A 15,958-nucleotide genomic window follows, 5' to 3' on the forward strand; every position below is an offset into this window, starting at 1 on the left:
TCTTAGATGAGCTGCCTCATGCGATGTTGAATCAACTGATCGAAGCCCGAGAGCAGTTTTAGAACCGCGTTAACTGCCGTCACCTCGTCAGAAGGTGCGGGTAGGCGACGGACGCGAGGTTGGTTTCCTCCCGATGTGCCCCGGTGGTATCGACGCCAAATCTCTCGTCGGCTTAGATGGGCGGCATCCCCTCGTTCTGATCCGAAGATTTCCAAGGCCGCTACCAACGTTGGATCAATTTCCGATATGTCGATTCCGATCCAACCGACAAGCTTCCGGATGTCGTGCTTCTTGATTCCGTTATTCCCTCCAACGACTCCAGACTCGATGGCTGCAATCGCTGCTTCGAGACGCACGGGCATGTCTTGCATAATGCGACTCTTGCTTAGGTAGAAAGAGGTTGCGCCGTTCTTGCCGTCGAAAAAAAGTTTCGACTGGTGATGAATCACAGCAGCGGCCGCAGGCACGGTGATTGCCCCGTTGCAGTTATTGAAAATATGGAGACTGCTGCGAACCGAGCAGAGGAGAGAGTCTTCGAAGTACCGTTCTAACTCTGCGTGCATGAGCACTCGGTACGCGAGTGCTCTATCCTCTTCTACAGCACTAGGTGGGAGGCCTTGGCTAGAGTTCCATGTCATCGAGGGGCCAAGAAGGTGGTCTCGGAGAGTTGACTCGCGAGCAATAAGCCTCTTGAGGCGTCTTGTTACGCTTGCCATTGTCCACCGGTCATTGCGTCGAGGACATATCCCTCATCCAAGCTCGTTGTGGCTCCAATCATCTTGGACCACAGTTGAAAGCGTCCTCTGACTGCCTCTGTCGACTTGGTCGTGGAGGTGACGTATTGCGCGAAGGGGGAAAGAACGCAAAGTTCTTCCATTGAGCGCTTGAGCTGCAGATGATCAGACGCGTAACATGCGCGCCTGATCTCTGGAACGCGTAGGCTTGCCGTCATTACGTCGAACAACGGTGCGTTGAAGCGCTTGATGTAGCCGTTGGGTGTAAACCTAAAAAAGGAATGGGCTCCAAAGATATCGAACGAGGCATCAATAGCGGCGTTCAATTCGTTGCCCATCGCTGCATAGTTCGACTCTAGTGATGACCAATGCTTTCCACCCGATTTTGCTTCCTCGTCTAGAAAGGCTCGCAGATTTCCCCGATAAGAACCGAAGCGACGGGCGAAGGCAAAGTGCCGCAGTACCATCTCCGCGTCTCGCATACGGAAATCGGCATGGGGGATGCGTCGAGCTCGACGTACCTGAATTGAGTCGGCCGAAAAATGGTCGAGCCAATCCATGAATGGGCTAAAGTTGAGCGCCCGCCTGAGTTCGTGGGAGGAAAGGCTGACGCTATTTTGGTTGAGACGATGGAAGATTGAATGCAATGCGCGATCATCCGAGTACCCTTGGACCACGACAGTCCTGATGGGCTGAACAAGCAAGTTCTCCCAATATTCGGCTAGATTATCGTCGGCGAGAACTTGCTCCAGGTTCTTCCCTTGAAAGTCGCTAAGGATTTCGAGCTTAGGGAATTTGCGTGAAGTCGGAGCGCTGTTAAGGTCTGCCGCAAACTTAATAGCGAGTAGACGCTGCTTCCCATCGAGGACAACGAACTTGCCCTTGGCTCCTCGTTTGGTGGCTAGGACAAGTTGCGGCACGGGAATCCCCAGCATCAAGGACTCCAGGAATCTCCAGATCTTCTGCTGGTTCCATACGGGATGACGCTGATAAGGCGGTGAGACGTCGATGGCTCCCTTAAGCATTCGCTCCATGACAGTTGTCGACGTCCAGTCAACTGTGTAAGTGGTGATGTCGCGAAAGATCTTCTCCTCGGAGTCCTCTTCTTCGTCGGACTCTTCATCCTCCAGGTCGTAGTCAGGCAGCGGCTCTTCCTCGCGGGCATCATCTGTCATGTCGGCGAATCACCTTCTATGTGCTACGTCGTGGGCGCCATGCCTCGGACAAGATCAGCGTAGTCTCTGAGGCATTGTCAGCACGAGGAGTTGGTCAACTCCACTGGGTGGGACTGCTGGGGCACCGGGCTACCGACACCCCGGCCGCTGGCTGCTCCGCAATGTCGACTCGTCCTCAGCCGGCCAGACAAGTGTTGTGCTGGCGAGGCCGGCATGAGTTGACCCGTCTCTGCTCGGTCGTTCCGGGCTACGGGCCAGTGCCAGTCGATGTGGGTGAGACCTTGTTGGTCATGCGGTGCACCTCGACGGGGCGACCTCTTCTTCCTGAAGCAACTTGGGTGCGCCCTCGACCTCGGGGCTGTGCCACTCTCACCTGCTGCGACGGTCCGCGGGTGTGCGCGGTTGCCCGCCGCTGTCCGTCGGCGTTGTCACGCAGCAGCGAGCTGACGCTCATCAGCGCAACTAGGCCTCAAGCCGTGGATCTCCTGGAGGGCGGCCGTGGCCTCCTGCTCGTTCATTAACGTGTCCCCGTACGGATCGACGGCGGTGAGCCTTCCGGGTACTCGGAGGAGTTGGAGCGATCCGAGTGCATCGGCGAGTGCGTCGCCGTGCCCGTAGGAGCTCCGCAGGAGCGTTGCGCGGGACTTGCGTCAGCTGTTGCGTGCCGGCCGTGACGAGTGCAGCTCCAGATCAATCCCCATGTTTCATGATGACGCGCTGCGCTGCTGCGCAGCCACAACTGATCACGGGCGGCCGTGACCTGCGGCCGTTTACTCGATCACCGCTCTGAACTGCGGCGCAGCTGTCGGCAGTTGTCAGCGTTGGTTACCAACGAGCGTCCTTCCACGGCCCCAGGACGGCCCGGGAGGGCGCTCGTGCGTGCCCGCATGCTGGGTGAGCTGAACAGCTTGGGTTGCCTGGCGACTGGGGTCGCTCGCCCGGCCGCTCTGAGTCCGAGGCTCTGCACGTCAGTTCGTCGACCGCGAGGCGCGGCGAGTGTGCTACCCTGACGCCAGGAAATCTGAAGTTTCGGCTTCCGATGGTTCATGACCAGGACTTCCACAGAAAGACGGGAGACCCGGGTTCGAGTCCCGGCTCCGACCTAGTCGGATGTAGCTCAATAGGAAGAGCCCCCTATTTTCCTCCTCTGGACCACAGTCACTATTCCCATCTGGTCAAGGTCCAGTAGTTGAGAGATCGCGCTGCTTGTTCGAGTTCATTTTCTGTTAGCTTCGCTTTTCCGTAGTTGACGCGAGCGTATCCGACCAAACCGCGACGCCATGCTGACGAATTCCTCAATTTCGATGTCGTGCTGTGAAAGTCTTCGACGGCAATGCGGGCCCACGACGCCCCAGGAAGCGCTGCTGTCAATGCTGCGTTAATCTCGCGGCCGAGATGCTTGGTGACGGCGAATGCGGTGAAGATGTGTTCCGCAATCAGCTTTACTGCGCCAGCCTGGATTACGTCGTTTGGGTGCTGGCGGTTAAGTCGCTGCCAACCTGTGATGGAAGTATTTCCCATCGCCGCGATGTGGTCGGTGAGACGAGTCTGCGCCTTTCCTCCTGCATGGGCCAGGCAATTCCTGATCTCGCGCAGAAGATCAAAGCTCTCAAGCCAGTCGGTCGGGCGGGGATGCTGCGCTGAGTCGAAGAGCGCCGTGTGCATGTTCCATGCTTTGATGGGCTTTCCACCTGCTTGGATGGGTATCCCCTCATTGCGCAGTAGGTTGATGCTTGCCATCACGAAGTCTTCGTGAGTAGCCAGAGCGTAAGGGAGAGCTACGGAGGCTAGATGATGGTCGGCATTATTGAGAAGTGAACGGGCAACGTCACTGCGCAAATTGAAGCGATTGATGTGTTCTACAGCCGGAAACAACTCGCTCAATGTTCTTTGTGACCCTGACGTTAGCTGCAGAGTGTGGGCCCCTAGCCGTGAACCCGCAAGAAGTGCCGTCATTGCGTTGTTCACGACTACCCGTGTGTCGACGTAGTTTCGGTATTCTGGGTAAAGGAGCTCGCTCACGCGCATTCCAGTCTTGTCGTTGGTGACTGCTGAGGCCGTGACCGTCACGGACGGCCTTGCTGGAGAAGGATGCCTCATCGAGGCTTGCCCACGGTAGATCGAGGCGATCAACTTAGGTCGGAGGAACGGCTTTGGGCTGGAGCTGCTTTGGGGCGAGTGATCATGGCCCCGTAAGCTTCCGGCGAGTCGGGCAGTCTGTGGACCTGCCCGTTAAAGCACGACGTTGGGGCCATGATCTTAGAGGCTCGCCCCAAAGTGGCTGCCTAAAGCCGTGGAGCCGACCGCCCCAGCCACAGAGGGTGTCTTCCACCACCATGCCCGCAGCTCGCCAGCGCGCCGCCGGGCGCGGCCAGCCGGGGCGCAGACAGGAGGCAGGCCGCGCCGCAGAGGCGGCGCGCGCCCGCGCCGTGCGCGGGCACTTGAACCAGTAGAGAAAGTTTGAATCACGCTCGGGCTGCCGGTGCTTGTCGAGCATCGTGCACCTGATCGCTGCTGCTCTGTGGTGTAGAACCCTGGGTATGGGGAGCGAGCGGCAGGAGCGGATGAAGGCGCTGGGGGCGCGTCTTCGGGAGCTGCGTAGGGAAGCCGGCCTGACGGGTGCCGTGTTGGCGCAGCGGGCCGGTGTGGGGCAGCCGACCGTTTCCAAGGTCGAGAACGGGCGCATGGTTCCGAGCCTCGACGTGCTCGACCGGCTCTCAGGTGCCCTCGGCCTCGACGACTCGACCGCTCGCGAGGTGCGTGATCTGCTGGCCGCCGTGGAAGCTGCCGCGGGCTCCGTTCAGGCATCCGCCGACGACACTTCTGATGGGTCGGTCCTGGACGAGGCCGTCAGGTCGGCTCGGCTCGTGCGTTCGTTCCAGTGCGTTGTCCTGCCGGCCATGCTCCAGAGTGCGGAGTACGCCCGGCACGTCTTCGAGAGTAAGCCGAAGACGACTCCCGAGGCGGTCGGCCGGGCTGTCGCTGCCCGTGTGGAGCGGCAGAGCGTGCTCTACGAGCCGGGGCGGGAGTCGGTCTTTGTGCTGACGGAGGCCGTGTTGCGGACCTGGCCGGGCAGTCCCGCGCTGATGCTCGCCCAGTTCGACCGGCTGCTGGCCGTCGAGAGCCTGAGCACCGTACGGCTCGGGGTCATCCCGTGGCGTCGGCCGGTGCCGCTCCTGCCTCGGCACGGGTTCACCTTGTGCGACAGACGAGCCGTCGTGATCGAGACGTTCGGCAGTGAGCGGGTGTCGGTGGACCCCGCCGAGCTGGCTGCGTACGAGGAGATGTTCGCTCGCTTCGAGCGGGCCGCGGTCTTCGGTGACGAGGTGCGGGAGCTGCTGTTGCGGGTGATGAGGGAGTTCCGCGACTTGGGAGGCACTGTCACCCTCTAGAGGAATAATTCCTCAAGATGCCTAGCTTCCTCGCCGATCGCAGGAATACTCTGCCGCTGTGTTGTCTAGCCCCCTAGACAAAGATGAGGAGTCTTCCATGCGGATGCGCGCCAAATGGTGCCGTGCCTTCCCCGGCCTGGCCGAGCAGGTGCCCCAGGCCCGTCACTTCGTCGCCGCCCTGCTCGCCGAGCAGGGCCCGGTCGACGATGCAGTCCTGATCGTCAGTGAACTGGCGACCAACGCGGTACGGCACACACTGAGCGGCTCGGCCGGTGGATGGTTCCTGGTGGTCGTCGGCTTCGGTGACGACCTTGTACGGATCGAGGTGGTCGACCAGGGTGGCGACCGCGTACCGCACCTGTGCGACGTGACCGGTCAGGAAGAAGGCGGCCGCGGGCTGCTGTTGATCGCCGCCTGCGCCAAGGACTGGGGCGTGAAGAACTGGCCCGACGGGCGCAGCGTGTGGGCCGACCTGGCGCGGGAGGGCATGTGACCCCGCCGCGCTCGACGGCGGCCCGCGGCGGCCTCGTGGGCGGTGAGGAGTGAGCCCTCGGGGCGTGCCCCGGCGGCGGGCCAGGTTCTACGTGATCGGCGTCCGCTCGGGACGGCGCCTGCCGCCTCTACCGTCTAGGGCCCTAGACTCCTGGGTACTGCTAGGAGGTGAGGTCATGTCGGACGAGCTGCAGCGCATCATGGCGATCGACGATCCGTACCTGCTCCTGCGCGAGGTCACCAACAGGTTGGCCGACGCGCAGCAGGAGGTGACCGAACTGGCTCGCCTCCGCCGGCGCGTGGTGCAGGACCTCCACGCGCAGGGGCTGTCGTACGCGCAGATCGCGGCGAAGGCCGGCCTGAGCCGCGGGCGGATCCATCAGATCCGGCACACCGGTCCCGCCCCGGAGGGCGCCTTCCTCGGCAGGGGCGCCGTCACCGTCGCCACTCCGCTGCGGCGCGACGACGAGCGCGGGCGGACGGTCGTCGCCGTGGACGACGTCAGCTCCGGCAAGCGCCTGGAGGACCTGGCGCGGTCGTACGGGCTCGACGTCATCTCGGAGCACGTGCCGGTGAGCGGTGAGATCGACCTCAACCGGGACGGCCTGGTCGTGGTCTGCGGGCCACGCATGTCCCAGGAGATGTGGGAGACGTACGCGCAGGATCCCGTGCTGCACTGGGAGCGTGCGGAGGACGGGCCCTGGACGGTGGTGGACCGGCGTACCGGGGTGGTGCACCGGTCCGGACAGGACAGTGATCCGGCCCGTCCGTACGACGTCGGATACCTCGGCAGGCTGTCCCGCCCGGACGGCAGGGGCTCGCTGCTCGCCATCGCCGGCATCCACACGCAAGGCTCCCTCGGCGTCGTCCAGTTGCTCTCCTCCGACCTCAACACGCTGTGGGGGCAGGTGGGGGAGCACCGGTTCTCCACGCTGGTGGGAGTCGAGTACGACCCCGAGACCAGCGAACCGCAGTCCGTCGAACTGCTCTGCCCCCTCTACCGGCACGACGAGGAAACGACGGCGTGAGGATCACCCTTGCCTCCCGGCCCGCCAAGCCTGAGCGGGAGAACGAGGACTTCGCCGCCGCCGGTCCGGGGGCGGCCGTCCTGCTCGACGGCGCCGGCGTGAGCGGGGCCGAGACCGGATGCAGCCACGGCGTCGCCTGGTTCTCCGGAACGCTGGGCGGCCTGCTGCTGCGCAGCATCGCGGCGCAACCCGCCCGGCCGCTCGCCGACTGCCTGGCCGACTCGATCGGCGTCGTCCGGTCCCTGCACGAGGACGGTTGCGACCTTGCTTACCGGGCCGGCCCGACCAGTACGGTCGTCGCCGCCCGGGTAGGCGGGGGAGTCCTGGAGTACCTCGTGCTCGGTGACTCCTCCCTCCTCCTCGCCGGCAAGGACGGGACGACGGACGTCGTCACCGACCGGCGCCTGGACGAGGTCGGCAGGCGGCTGCGCGGGCCGGTCGACGCACTGCCCACAGGCTCACCCGAACACTCCGCCGCGCTGGCCGAGTACCGGGATGCGCTGGCCGGACTCCGCAACCGGCCGGGTGGCTTCTGGATCGCCGGTCCCGATCCGCGGGCGGCCGAGCACGCCCTGACGGGGAAGGTCCCGCTGGATGCCCTGGCGTCCGTCACGTTGCTGAGCGACGGCGCGACGCGGCTCGTCGACCGCTTCGAACTCGCCGACTGGCGCGAGGCCTTGACCATCCTCGACACCTCCGGGCCGGATGAGCTGATCCGGCGTGTACGGGAGGCGGAGGCCGGCGACCTCGACGGTCGGCGCTGGCCCCGTGGCAAGGCGCACGACGACGCGACCGCCCTTCACTGGGTCCTCCCGTAGCGCCTCTCACGGCTCCTGGGACATACCCGTATACCCCCCTAGACAGTTGACGGGGTGTCGGGTTACGGTTTCCGTCAACCCCCCTAGACAGATGGGGGCGCCCCTCCTTTGTGCTGTCTAGGGGGGTATCCAACCTGAAGCGGCGTCGATCAACAGACGTTGCCGACCTTGTGAGGTTCAGAGAATGCGTGTCATCCCCGTGGACACCTCGGCCGCGACGCTCCTCGTCACCAAGCTGCCCGAGGTCAAGGTGAGGGACCGGCAGACCGGAGAGGTCGCCGTGGACCCGGCGACCAACCAGCGGCTCATGGTGCTGGAGCTGGTGTTCATCGCGGCCGGCGGCTCCGACATGATCAAGGTCACCGTTCCCGAGAAGGGCATCGGCGAGGGACTGGTGATGGGCGCCCCGGTCATCCTGTCCGGCCTCGTCGCCCGGCCCTGGGAGAGCGAGTTCGGCGGGCGCACCCGCCACGGCATCGCCTACCGGGCCGACGCCGTCATGGTCAGCGCCCCGGCCCCGGCGGAGGTCTGATCACCATGGCCGATGTCGTCCGGACGTTCTTACCGGTCCTGCTGACGGCGGCCGCGCTGCTGGTACTGCGCCGTCGGCTGCCGGTCCTGTTCTGGTGGCTGGCCGGATACCCGGTCGTCGCGCTGCGGGTGCTCGTCTCGTACCGGGCGACCATGGACGCCTGCGGCCTGACGGTCCCCGCCTCGGCCGTGCGCCGGGCCACGGCCCGGATGATGGGACGGCAGGCGGCACCCGTACCGCCCCGCCGTTCGCTGCCGCTGCCGACCGGGTCCGGGCTCGTGATACGGCTGCGCATGGCGGCCGGCCAGGCGCCCGAGGACTTCACCGCCTCGGCCGACCGGCTGCGGCACGCCTGGGGCGTCCACGCAGTGCACGTCCGTCCGACCAAGCCGGGACGGCTCGAACTGCGCCTGATCGGCTGGGACGTGCTCGCCGAGGTGCGGCCCGCCAGGCGCGCGCTGGGAACCGGCCCCCTCTCCCTGCCACTGGCACTACGGGAGGACGGACGATGGCACGTACGGGACTTCCGCACCGTGCCGCACGAACTGATCCTCGGCGCCACGCAGTCCGGCAAGTCCGTGTACCTGCGCAACCTGCTGTGCGGCCTGGCCCGCCAACCGGTCGTACTCGTCGGCATCGACTGCAAGTGGGGCGTCGAACTGGCCCCGTTCGCGCCCCGGTTGTCGGCGCTCGCCGACACCCCGGACCGGGCGAACGACCTCCTCGACGCCTTGCTGGCCGAGATGGAGGCGCGGTTCCGCCTCATCGGCCTCGGCGGTGGGGCCGGTACGGACACCGCGCTGACCTCGGACGTGTGGGGTCTGCCGGACGACGTGCGGCCGGTGCCGGTCGTGGTCGTCGTGGACGAGGTGGCCGAACTCTTCCTCGCCGCGAGCAAGGACGACGAGAAGCGGCGGGACGCCATGGTCACCAAGCTCATCCGCCTTGCCCAGCTCGGCCGCGCGGCCGGCATCTACCTGGAGGTGTGCGGGCAGCGCTTCGGCTCCGAACTCGGCAAGGGCGCGACCATGTTGCGTGCTCAGCTGACCGGCCGGGTCTGCCACCGCGTCAACGACGAGTCGTCGGCGAACATGGCGCTGGCCGACATCGCCCCCGAGGCGGCCCTGGCCGCCACCTCCATCCCGGCCGAACGGCCCGGCGTCGCCGTCGTCGGCGACTCCTCCGGCGGCTGGACCCGCGTCCGCTCGCCGCACCTCACCCTCGACGACGCGGCGGCCGTCTGCCGCGACACCTCCGCCCTGGTGCCGGAACTGCCCCGGCTCGACCCCTTCCGGCCGGCCGTCGCCGTGGAGGCCGCCGGGTCGGTCCCTCCCGCCGCTGCCGCGCCCACCGCTCGCCCGGTGACCGAGTAGCCGCCTCGTCCCCGCTCCTCCCATGGCCGGCGTGACCGCCTCACGCCACGTCCCTACCTCCCGCATGCCTGAAACCGGAAGGAACCAGAGCCGATGCGCGCCCACCTGGCCCGCGTAGACGCCGTGCTCGTACAGGCGGTCATCGCCGGGGCCCTGTCCTTCTCCCACCTGCACGACCTCGCCCAAGCGGCCGGACAGGGCGGCTGGAAGGCATGGGCCTACCCGGTCAGCGTCGACCTGCTGCTGGTCGCCGCCTGGCGCCGGATGCGCGACCGGCAACGCACCGGACACCCGGCCGGGGGACCACGGCTGTGGTTCCTGGTAGCTCTGGCTGCCTCCCTCGGCGCCAACGTCGCCACCGCCGGGCTCCTCGACCTGGACCACGTACCCGCCTGGCTCCGCGTCGTGGTGGCCGGCTGGCCCGCCGTCGCCTTCTTCGGCGGAACCCTGCTGGCCCACGCACCGCACGGCCCCCAAGCGCCGTCCGCACCGATGACCGACACGGACACGGACGCGGAACCGCACGCTGCTCCGGTCGCCGTCGACAAGGCCGACCGTCACGTCCTCCCGGCTCCGTCCGCCGAACCGGTACCCGCCCCCGAACCCGCCGCCCCCGAACCCGCCGCCCCCGAACCGGTCACCGCTCCCGCCGCGACGCCCGCTCCCGCCGTCGCCCTTCCGCCCGCTCTCGTCGACCGTGTCCGGGCTCTGGCCGAGGAACACCGATCGACCACCGGCCGCCCCGCCGACCCCGACGCCGTACGTACCCGGCTCGGCCTGCCCCCGTCCATGACCGCGTCCGTCGCCGCACACCTCTGAGAGGAGCCCCACCATGCACCGGCGCTTTCGCAATGTCCGCCGCATCGGCCCCGTCAACGTCGCCTCGTACGTCGACCGCGGCCGCAACCGGCACCTGGCCGCCTGCACCGCGCCCCGCTGCGACTTCTCCGCCGAGTACGACAACCGCGCCGCCGCCGAACTCGCCGCCCGTACCCACCGCTGCTCCGCCTGACAGGAGAACACCGCCATGGACGTCCCCCTCTGGCTCGCCCTGCTCGTCGTCGGGGTCCTGGGCGTCAAGCTCATCCGCCCGCCCTGGTGGCTCATCGCCGTGCTGCTCCTCGGCGGCTACCTCCTCGCCGACAGCCTGCTGGCCCCCGTCATCGCCACCGTCGTCAAGTGATCCGCGAAGGGAGAACGCTCATGTTCCGGCCGAAGATCCCGACCATGCCGCAGCCCACCGGCCTGGTTTCCCCGCTCACCGCCACCGAACCGACCGCCACCGTCCCGGCCTCTCAGACTCCGCACCCGGCCCCCGCCGTCCCGGCGCCGGCTCGTCCGGCCATCCGACTCACTTCTGGCACCGCGCTCGCCCTCGTCGGCGGCGGCACCGCCGCGGCCCTGGTCGTCGGCGCCGTCCTGGTCTCCATGCTCTTCGCCGTCGCCGTCACCGCTGCCTCCGTCGCCGTCTGCGCCGTCGTCGTCCGCTCCGTTCTCAACAGCCGCTGACTTCACCGGCTTCTCCCCACCCGACTTGCTCGCGCTGTCTAGTCCCCTTGACAAGTCGGGTGGGGTGCCCGGACTTCCACCCACACAAGGAGGAACCCGCACATGCGCCCTGCGGCTCCGTCCGGAGCCATCCGCCAGCTGGCGGCCCTTGCCCGGCACGGCGACCTCAGCTCCTACGCACGGCAGATCCAGCGTCTCGGCGGCTGCGAGCGGCCCGTACGGATGGAGGGCCACCGGCTCGACGTCCACGCCGCAACCGGTGAGATCGTCCGGGAGATCGCCGACCGCGACCTTCCCGCCGGACAGCTGCTCATCCGCTGCAACAACCGCCGGGCCACCCGGTGCGCCGCCTGCGCCGAGGTGTACCGCAAGGACACGTTCCACCTCGTCACGGCCGGCCTGAGCGGCGGCAAGGGCATCGGCCCGGCGGTCGCCGAACACCCGCGCGTCTTCGCCACCTTCACCGCCCCCTCCTTCGGCCCCGTCCACAACCGCCCCGGCGGCGGCCGGTGCTGCTGCGGATGCCTCCACCCGGACGACGATCCCGCCCTCGGCACGCCCCTGGACCCGGACCGCTACGACTACCGCGCGGCCGTCCTGTGGAACGCACACGCCGGGGCGCTGTGGGGCCGCTTCACCACCTACCTGCGCCAGCACCTCGCCTCCCGCGCGGGCATCAGCCGCTCGGCACTGCGCCACTGCCTCAAGGTCTCCTACGCCAAGGTCGCCGAGTACCAGCGGCGCGGCGCCGTCCACTTCCACGCCGTGATCCGTCTCGACGGCCCGGAGGGTGCCGAGGACGCTCCGCCGGCCTGGGCCACCACGGAACTGCTCACCGACGCGATCCGCTCCGCGGCCCGGCTCGTCGAGGCACCCGGCCCGGTCCTCGACGGTCGTGCGTACGCCTTCCGCTTCGGCGAACAGCTCGACATCCGCCCCATCCGCTCGGCCGACTTCGCGGGCACCTCGGAACTGTCCAGCCGCGCCGTGGCCGCCTACATCGCCAAGTACGCCACCAAGGGCGCCGAGACCGCGGGCACCCTCGACCGCCCCATCCGCAACCCGATCACCGACCTGATCGGCACCGGCGTCACCGACCACGCCCGGCGCATGATCCTCACCTGCTGGCACCTCGGCGCCCTGCCCGAACTCGAAGAACTACGCCTGCGCAAGTGGGCCCACATGCTCGGCTTCCGCGGCCACTTCTCCACCAAGTCCCGCGCCTACTCCGTCACCCTCGGCGCCCTCCGCCAGGAACGCGCCGACCACAACGAAGCCCTGACCCGCGCACGCGCGGCCGAGGCCGGCCACCCACTGCCTGACCCGGACACCGTGCTCGTCCTTTCCCACTGGGTCTTCGCCGGCACCGGTCTCACGGACGCAGAAGCCCTCTTCGCGTCCTCGCACCCCGCTTCCCATGACACAGAAGGAGAGCCCGACCGTGCACGATGACGAACTGCTCACCGTTGCCGAGGTGATGGCCCGTCTGAGGCTCGGTCGGTCCACGGTGTACGACCTGATCCGTACGCGACGGCTGCCCTCGGTCACCATCGGCCGGTGCCGGCGTATCCCGGCTTCCGCCCTGGGCGACTTCATCGCGGAGCAGATGGAGCGGGCGGCCTGATGACCAAGCGTCGGAGCCGCGGTGACGGCGGCCTGCACTGGGACGAGAGACGGCAACGGTGGATCGCCACGGCGAACCTCGGGTTCGATCCGAGCGGCAAACGGATCGTCAAGCGGGGGAGCGGCAAGACCAAGACGGAGGCCAAGAACAAGCTCAAGGAGGTGTTGCGGGACCACGAGGACGGCCTCGCCATCGCGCCCACCAACTACACGGTCAAGGACGCGGTGACGGACTGGCTCACATACGGCTTGGCGGGCCTTGACCCCAGCACCGTCGAGACCACCACGCTCCTGAGCCAGAAGCACGTCATTCCGTCGCTCGGTGCCCGCAAGCTCCGCGACCTGAGCGCGGAGGACGTAGACCGCTGGCTGGCCGCCAAGGCGAAGACGCTCAGCACGCGCACCCTCCAGGCGATCCACTCGTGCCTCAACCGCGCGGTCAAGCGGGCCATGGCCCGGGACAAGGTGAAGCGCAACGTCGTCGAGCTGTGCTCGGTGCCCCAGGGGCAAGCAGGGCGCCCCTCCAAGGCGCTCACCTTCGCTCAGGCCGAGGCCGTGCTCAAGGGTGCCGAGGGGACCTCGATGTACGCGTACATCGTCGTGGCCCTGCTGACCGGTGCTCGTACCGAGGAGCTGCGGGCGCTCACCTGGGACCACGTCTTCCTCAAGGGCAAGCCGGACGCGGACCCGCCGCAGCCTCCGCACATCGCGGTGTGGCGCTCGGTCCGGCGGGGCGGGGACACCAAGACCCGGAAGTCCCGGCGCACGCTCGCTCTGCCTGCACGCTGCGTCGAAGCCCTCTGGCAGCAGTTCGAGGATCAGGGCTGGGATCGGCTGGCGGCCGGCGACAAGTGGGAGGAACACGGGCTCGTCTTCTCCTCGGCCGTGGGCAAGCCGCTGGACGCGGCCAACGTCCGCCGCGCCTTCCGCCAGGCGCTCAAGGGCATCGACGGGATCAACGCCGACGAGTGGACGCCCCGGGAGCTCCGGCACAGCTTCGTGTCCCTGCTGTCCGACCGCGGCGTCCCGCTGGAAGTGATCTCCCGGCTCGTCGGGCACTCCGGGACGGCCGTGACCGAGGAGGTCTACCGGAAGCAGATCCGGCCCGTGATCCAGACCGGCGCCGTGGTCATGGACGGGATCTTCGGCGCTGATCCACAACGGCCGTAGACACGCGGGAGCCGGTAGTCACGCAGATAGACACGCAGACCAAACAGGTGAGGCACCTACTGAATTCAGTAGGTGCCTCACCTGGTGTTTCTCTGTCGGGGTGGCGGGATTTGAACCCACGACCTCTTCGTCCCGAACGAAGCGCGCTGCCAAGCTGCGCTACACCCCGATCGTCGCCGCTTGTCGCGGCGACGTCGTTTACTTTAGCCCACTGGTGGCTGGAGACGAAATCCGGTTTTCGAGCGGTGGCGGACGGGGTTCGGGCGGGCGTGGTCCAGGGCCACGAGGAGGACGGCCAGGGCGTAGAAGGAGAGGCCCAGGAGGAGGGCGTTGCCGAGGACGACCTTGTAGCCGTGCCGGCCGGCGTCCAGGAAGGGGTAGAGGTAGCGGTCCGGGGCGCCGGGGAGGAGCAGTTCGCCGCGGGCCAGGGAGAAGGCCAGGTAGGCCATCGGGTACAGCAGCCAGGTGCTGGCCTGGCGCAGGTGCAGGCGGCCGGGGGCCGACAGCAGGAGCCAGTCCAGTACGGCCGCGACCGGGACGGCCGTGTGCAGGATGTGCTGGGCGACCGTCATCGACCACGCCGGGTCGGCGGCGGCCCGGCCGGCCACGGCGAAGGGGCTCGCCGGGTTGGCCAGCAGCAGGTGGTGGACCAGACCGCTGATCACCGCGTAGAGCAGGGCCGCCCCGGTCAGCGCTTCCGGCAGCGGGCGCCGGGCCGTCCAGGAGCGGCGGGCCGCGACGGCGAGGACCAGGGCCAGCAGGAGGGCGCTCTGGACCGCGAAGTCGCTCAGGACCCGGGCCGGGCTGTCCAGGAGCAGTTCGACCGCCACGGCCGTGGCCGCCGTCAGGGCGGTCAGCAGGCGCAGGACGGCGGTCAGGGGCCGGCGTACGGGCGTCATCACGGCCGCCGCGGGGACGGGGGCGGGCAGCAGCGTGTGCGGGCGTGGAATCGCGGGGAGGCCCGGGATGTCCCTGGGTATCGGGGCGGTCATGCCCTCACGCTAGGCAGAACGCACATATCGGGCGATGCGGGCGGGCCGTGTGGGTTACCCGGCGCCTCGGGTGAGACGCCGGGTGGCTGCCGGTGCCGGTGGCGCTGCCGGCGCCTTACCGGTCGCCCCGCTGCTCCCGTCCCACCAGCGTCAGCAAGGTCGCCTCCGGCGGGCACGCGAACCGTACCGGGGTGTACCGGTTCGTGCCGCAGCCCGCCGACACGTGGAGGTAGGAGGTGCGGCCCCGCGCCGTGTGCGTGGACAGGCCCTTCACACGGTCCGTGTCCAGGTCGCAGTTGGTGACCAGGGCGCCGTAGAAGGGGATGCAGAGCTGGCCGCCGTGGGTGTGGCCGGCCAGGATCAGCGGATAGGCGTCGGCCGTGAAGTCGTCCAGGACGCGCAGGTAGGGGGCGTGGACGACGCCCATCGCGAAGTCGGCCGTGCCCGACGGGCCGCCCGCCACCTCGGCGTACCGGTCCCGCTTGATGTGCGGGTCGTCCAGGCCCGTCAGCTCGACCGACACGCCGTCGATCTTCAGCGTGCCCCGCGTGTTCGTCAGGTTCAGCCAGCCCGCCGCGTCGAAGCCGTCGCGCAGGTCCTCCCACGGGTTGTGGACCACGCCCACGGCCGGCGGGTTGCCGTTCAGGCCGTGGCGTCCCTGCACCTTCTCGACCAGGTAGCGGGCGGGGTTGCGCAGCTTGGGGCCGTAGTAGTCGTTGGAGCCGAAGACGTACGCGCCCGGGAACTCCATCAGGGGGCCGAGCGCGTCCAGGACCTCCGGCACGCCCTCGGGGTCGGAGAGGTTGTCGCCCGTGTTGATCACGAAGTCGGGGCGCAGGCCCGCCAGCGAGCGCAGCCAGCGCTGCTTCTTGCGCTGGCCGCCGACCATGTGGATGTCCGAGACCTGCAACACGCGCAGGGGCCGCATTCCGGAGGGCAGGACCGGGACGGTGACCCGGCGGAGGCGGAAGAAGCGGGCCTCGAAGCCCGCCGCGTACAACAGACCGGCGGCACCAGCCGCCGCGATTCCCAGGGGCACTCCGTATCGCGCGCGCATACGCCCATCGTGTCAGACCGTCACGGTGCCCGTGCCCGGCGGTCCCCCACCGCCCGCTTCCGT

General features: G+C 67.8%; 18 protein-coding genes and 1 tRNA gene. 13 read left to right on the forward strand and 6 right to left on the reverse strand.

Annotated elements, in window-relative coordinates; translation table 11 throughout:
- Nucleotides 1-2: 2 nt before the first annotated feature.
- The 3 genes from AB0L29_RS15250 to AB0L29_RS15260 all read right to left on the reverse strand — a co-directional run bounded on the left by AB0L29_RS15250 (nucleotide 3) and on the right by AB0L29_RS15260 (nucleotide 3,793).
- Complete coding sequence (locus tag AB0L29_RS15250; protein WP_365827171.1) at nucleotides 3-563, reverse strand: hypothetical protein; 561 nt, start codon at nucleotides 561-563, stop codon at nucleotides 3-5.
- A 140-nt stretch (nucleotides 564-703) separates the two neighbouring features.
- Nucleotides 704-1,909: a DUF262 domain-containing protein gene (locus AB0L29_RS15255; RefSeq protein ID WP_365827173.1), complete on the reverse strand. Its 1,206-nt coding sequence runs from the start codon at nucleotides 1,907-1,909 to the stop codon at nucleotides 704-706.
- A 1,161-nt stretch (nucleotides 1,910-3,070) separates the two neighbouring features.
- The gene (locus AB0L29_RS15260; RefSeq protein ID WP_365827175.1) at nucleotides 3,071-3,793 is read right to left on the reverse strand and encodes a hypothetical protein; all 723 of its coding nucleotides are present in this window, start codon (nucleotides 3,791-3,793) and stop codon (nucleotides 3,071-3,073) included.
- 656 nt (nucleotides 3,794-4,449) lie between these two features.
- On the opposite strand from AB0L29_RS15260, the gene AB0L29_RS15265 reads away from it, so the two are divergent.
- The 13 genes from AB0L29_RS15265 to AB0L29_RS15325 all read left to right on the forward strand — a co-directional run bounded on the left by AB0L29_RS15265 (nucleotide 4,450) and on the right by AB0L29_RS15325 (nucleotide 13,846).
- On the forward strand, nucleotides 4,450-5,301 hold the full coding sequence (locus tag AB0L29_RS15265; RefSeq protein WP_365827379.1) for a helix-turn-helix transcriptional regulator: 852 nt from the start codon (nucleotides 4,450-4,452) through the stop codon (nucleotides 5,299-5,301).
- Nucleotides 5,302-5,404: 103 nt separating this feature from the next.
- Nucleotides 5,405-5,794: an ATP-binding protein gene (locus AB0L29_RS15270; RefSeq protein ID WP_365827381.1), complete on the forward strand. Its 390-nt coding sequence runs from the start codon at nucleotides 5,405-5,407 to the stop codon at nucleotides 5,792-5,794.
- A gap of 175 nt (nucleotides 5,795-5,969) precedes the next feature.
- Complete coding sequence (locus tag AB0L29_RS15275; RefSeq protein WP_365827177.1) at nucleotides 5,970-6,821, forward strand: sigma-70 family RNA polymerase sigma factor; 852 nt, start codon at nucleotides 5,970-5,972, stop codon at nucleotides 6,819-6,821.
- Nucleotides 6,818-7,639, forward strand: a complete 822-nt coding sequence (locus tag AB0L29_RS15280) for an integrase (RefSeq protein ID WP_365827179.1) — start codon at nucleotides 6,818-6,820, stop codon at nucleotides 7,637-7,639. Before AB0L29_RS15275 ends, AB0L29_RS15280 begins: the two co-directional genes overlap by 4 nt.
- A gap of 184 nt (nucleotides 7,640-7,823) precedes the next feature.
- Nucleotides 7,824-8,171: a hypothetical protein gene (locus AB0L29_RS15285; RefSeq protein WP_365827181.1), complete on the forward strand. Its 348-nt coding sequence runs from the start codon at nucleotides 7,824-7,826 to the stop codon at nucleotides 8,169-8,171.
- Nucleotides 8,172-8,176: 5 nt separating this feature from the next.
- The gene (locus tag AB0L29_RS15290; RefSeq protein WP_365827183.1) at nucleotides 8,177-9,544 is read left to right on the forward strand and encodes an FtsK/SpoIIIE domain-containing protein; all 1,368 of its coding nucleotides are present in this window, start codon (nucleotides 8,177-8,179) and stop codon (nucleotides 9,542-9,544) included.
- A gap of 93 nt (nucleotides 9,545-9,637) precedes the next feature.
- Nucleotides 9,638-10,363, forward strand: a complete 726-nt coding sequence (locus AB0L29_RS15295; protein WP_365827185.1) for a DUF2637 domain-containing protein — start codon at nucleotides 9,638-9,640, stop codon at nucleotides 10,361-10,363.
- A gap of 13 nt (nucleotides 10,364-10,376) precedes the next feature.
- The gene (locus tag AB0L29_RS15300) at nucleotides 10,377-10,556 is read left to right on the forward strand and encodes a mobile element transfer protein (protein ID WP_365827187.1); all 180 of its coding nucleotides are present in this window, start codon (nucleotides 10,377-10,379) and stop codon (nucleotides 10,554-10,556) included.
- 15 nt (nucleotides 10,557-10,571) lie between these two features.
- Nucleotides 10,572-10,727, forward strand: a complete 156-nt coding sequence (locus AB0L29_RS15305; protein WP_365827189.1) for a hypothetical protein — start codon at nucleotides 10,572-10,574, stop codon at nucleotides 10,725-10,727.
- A gap of 20 nt (nucleotides 10,728-10,747) precedes the next feature.
- Entirely contained in the window at nucleotides 10,748-11,053 is a 306-nt protein-coding gene (locus tag AB0L29_RS15310; RefSeq protein WP_365827191.1) for a SpdD-like protein, read from the forward strand.
- 102 nt (nucleotides 11,054-11,155) lie between these two features.
- Nucleotides 11,156-12,505 carry a replication initiator gene (locus tag AB0L29_RS15315; RefSeq protein WP_365827193.1) on the forward strand — a complete coding sequence of 450 codons (1,350 nt, stop codon included), beginning with the start codon at nucleotides 11,156-11,158 and terminating at the stop codon, nucleotides 12,503-12,505.
- A complete protein-coding gene (locus AB0L29_RS15320; protein ID WP_085572666.1) occupies nucleotides 12,495-12,677 on the forward strand; it encodes a helix-turn-helix domain-containing protein in 183 nt (60 codons plus the stop codon). The genes AB0L29_RS15315 and AB0L29_RS15320 overlap by 11 nt, the downstream gene beginning before the upstream one ends.
- Complete coding sequence (locus tag AB0L29_RS15325; protein ID WP_365827195.1) at nucleotides 12,677-13,846, forward strand: tyrosine-type recombinase/integrase; 1,170 nt, start codon at nucleotides 12,677-12,679, stop codon at nucleotides 13,844-13,846. The genes AB0L29_RS15320 and AB0L29_RS15325 overlap by 1 nt, the downstream gene beginning before the upstream one ends.
- Before the next feature lie 95 nt (nucleotides 13,847-13,941).
- Here AB0L29_RS15325 and AB0L29_RS15330 read toward each other — a convergent pair.
- From AB0L29_RS15330 to AB0L29_RS15340, 3 genes are all read right to left on the reverse strand, one after another.
- A tRNA-Pro gene (locus AB0L29_RS15330) sits at nucleotides 13,942-14,015 on the reverse strand.
- 34 nt (nucleotides 14,016-14,049) lie between these two features.
- On the reverse strand, nucleotides 14,050-14,838 hold the full coding sequence (locus tag AB0L29_RS15335) for a Pr6Pr family membrane protein (protein WP_365827197.1): 789 nt from the start codon (nucleotides 14,836-14,838) through the stop codon (nucleotides 14,050-14,052).
- Nucleotides 14,839-14,953: 115 nt separating this feature from the next.
- Nucleotides 14,954-15,895: a metallophosphoesterase gene (locus AB0L29_RS15340; protein WP_365827199.1), complete on the reverse strand. Its 942-nt coding sequence runs from the start codon at nucleotides 15,893-15,895 to the stop codon at nucleotides 14,954-14,956.
- Between the last annotated feature and the right edge of the window lie 63 nt (nucleotides 15,896-15,958).

This window comes from Streptomyces sp. NPDC052701 (assembly GCF_040678355.1).
Classification (GTDB): Bacteria; Actinomycetota; Actinomycetes; order Streptomycetales; family Streptomycetaceae; genus Streptomyces.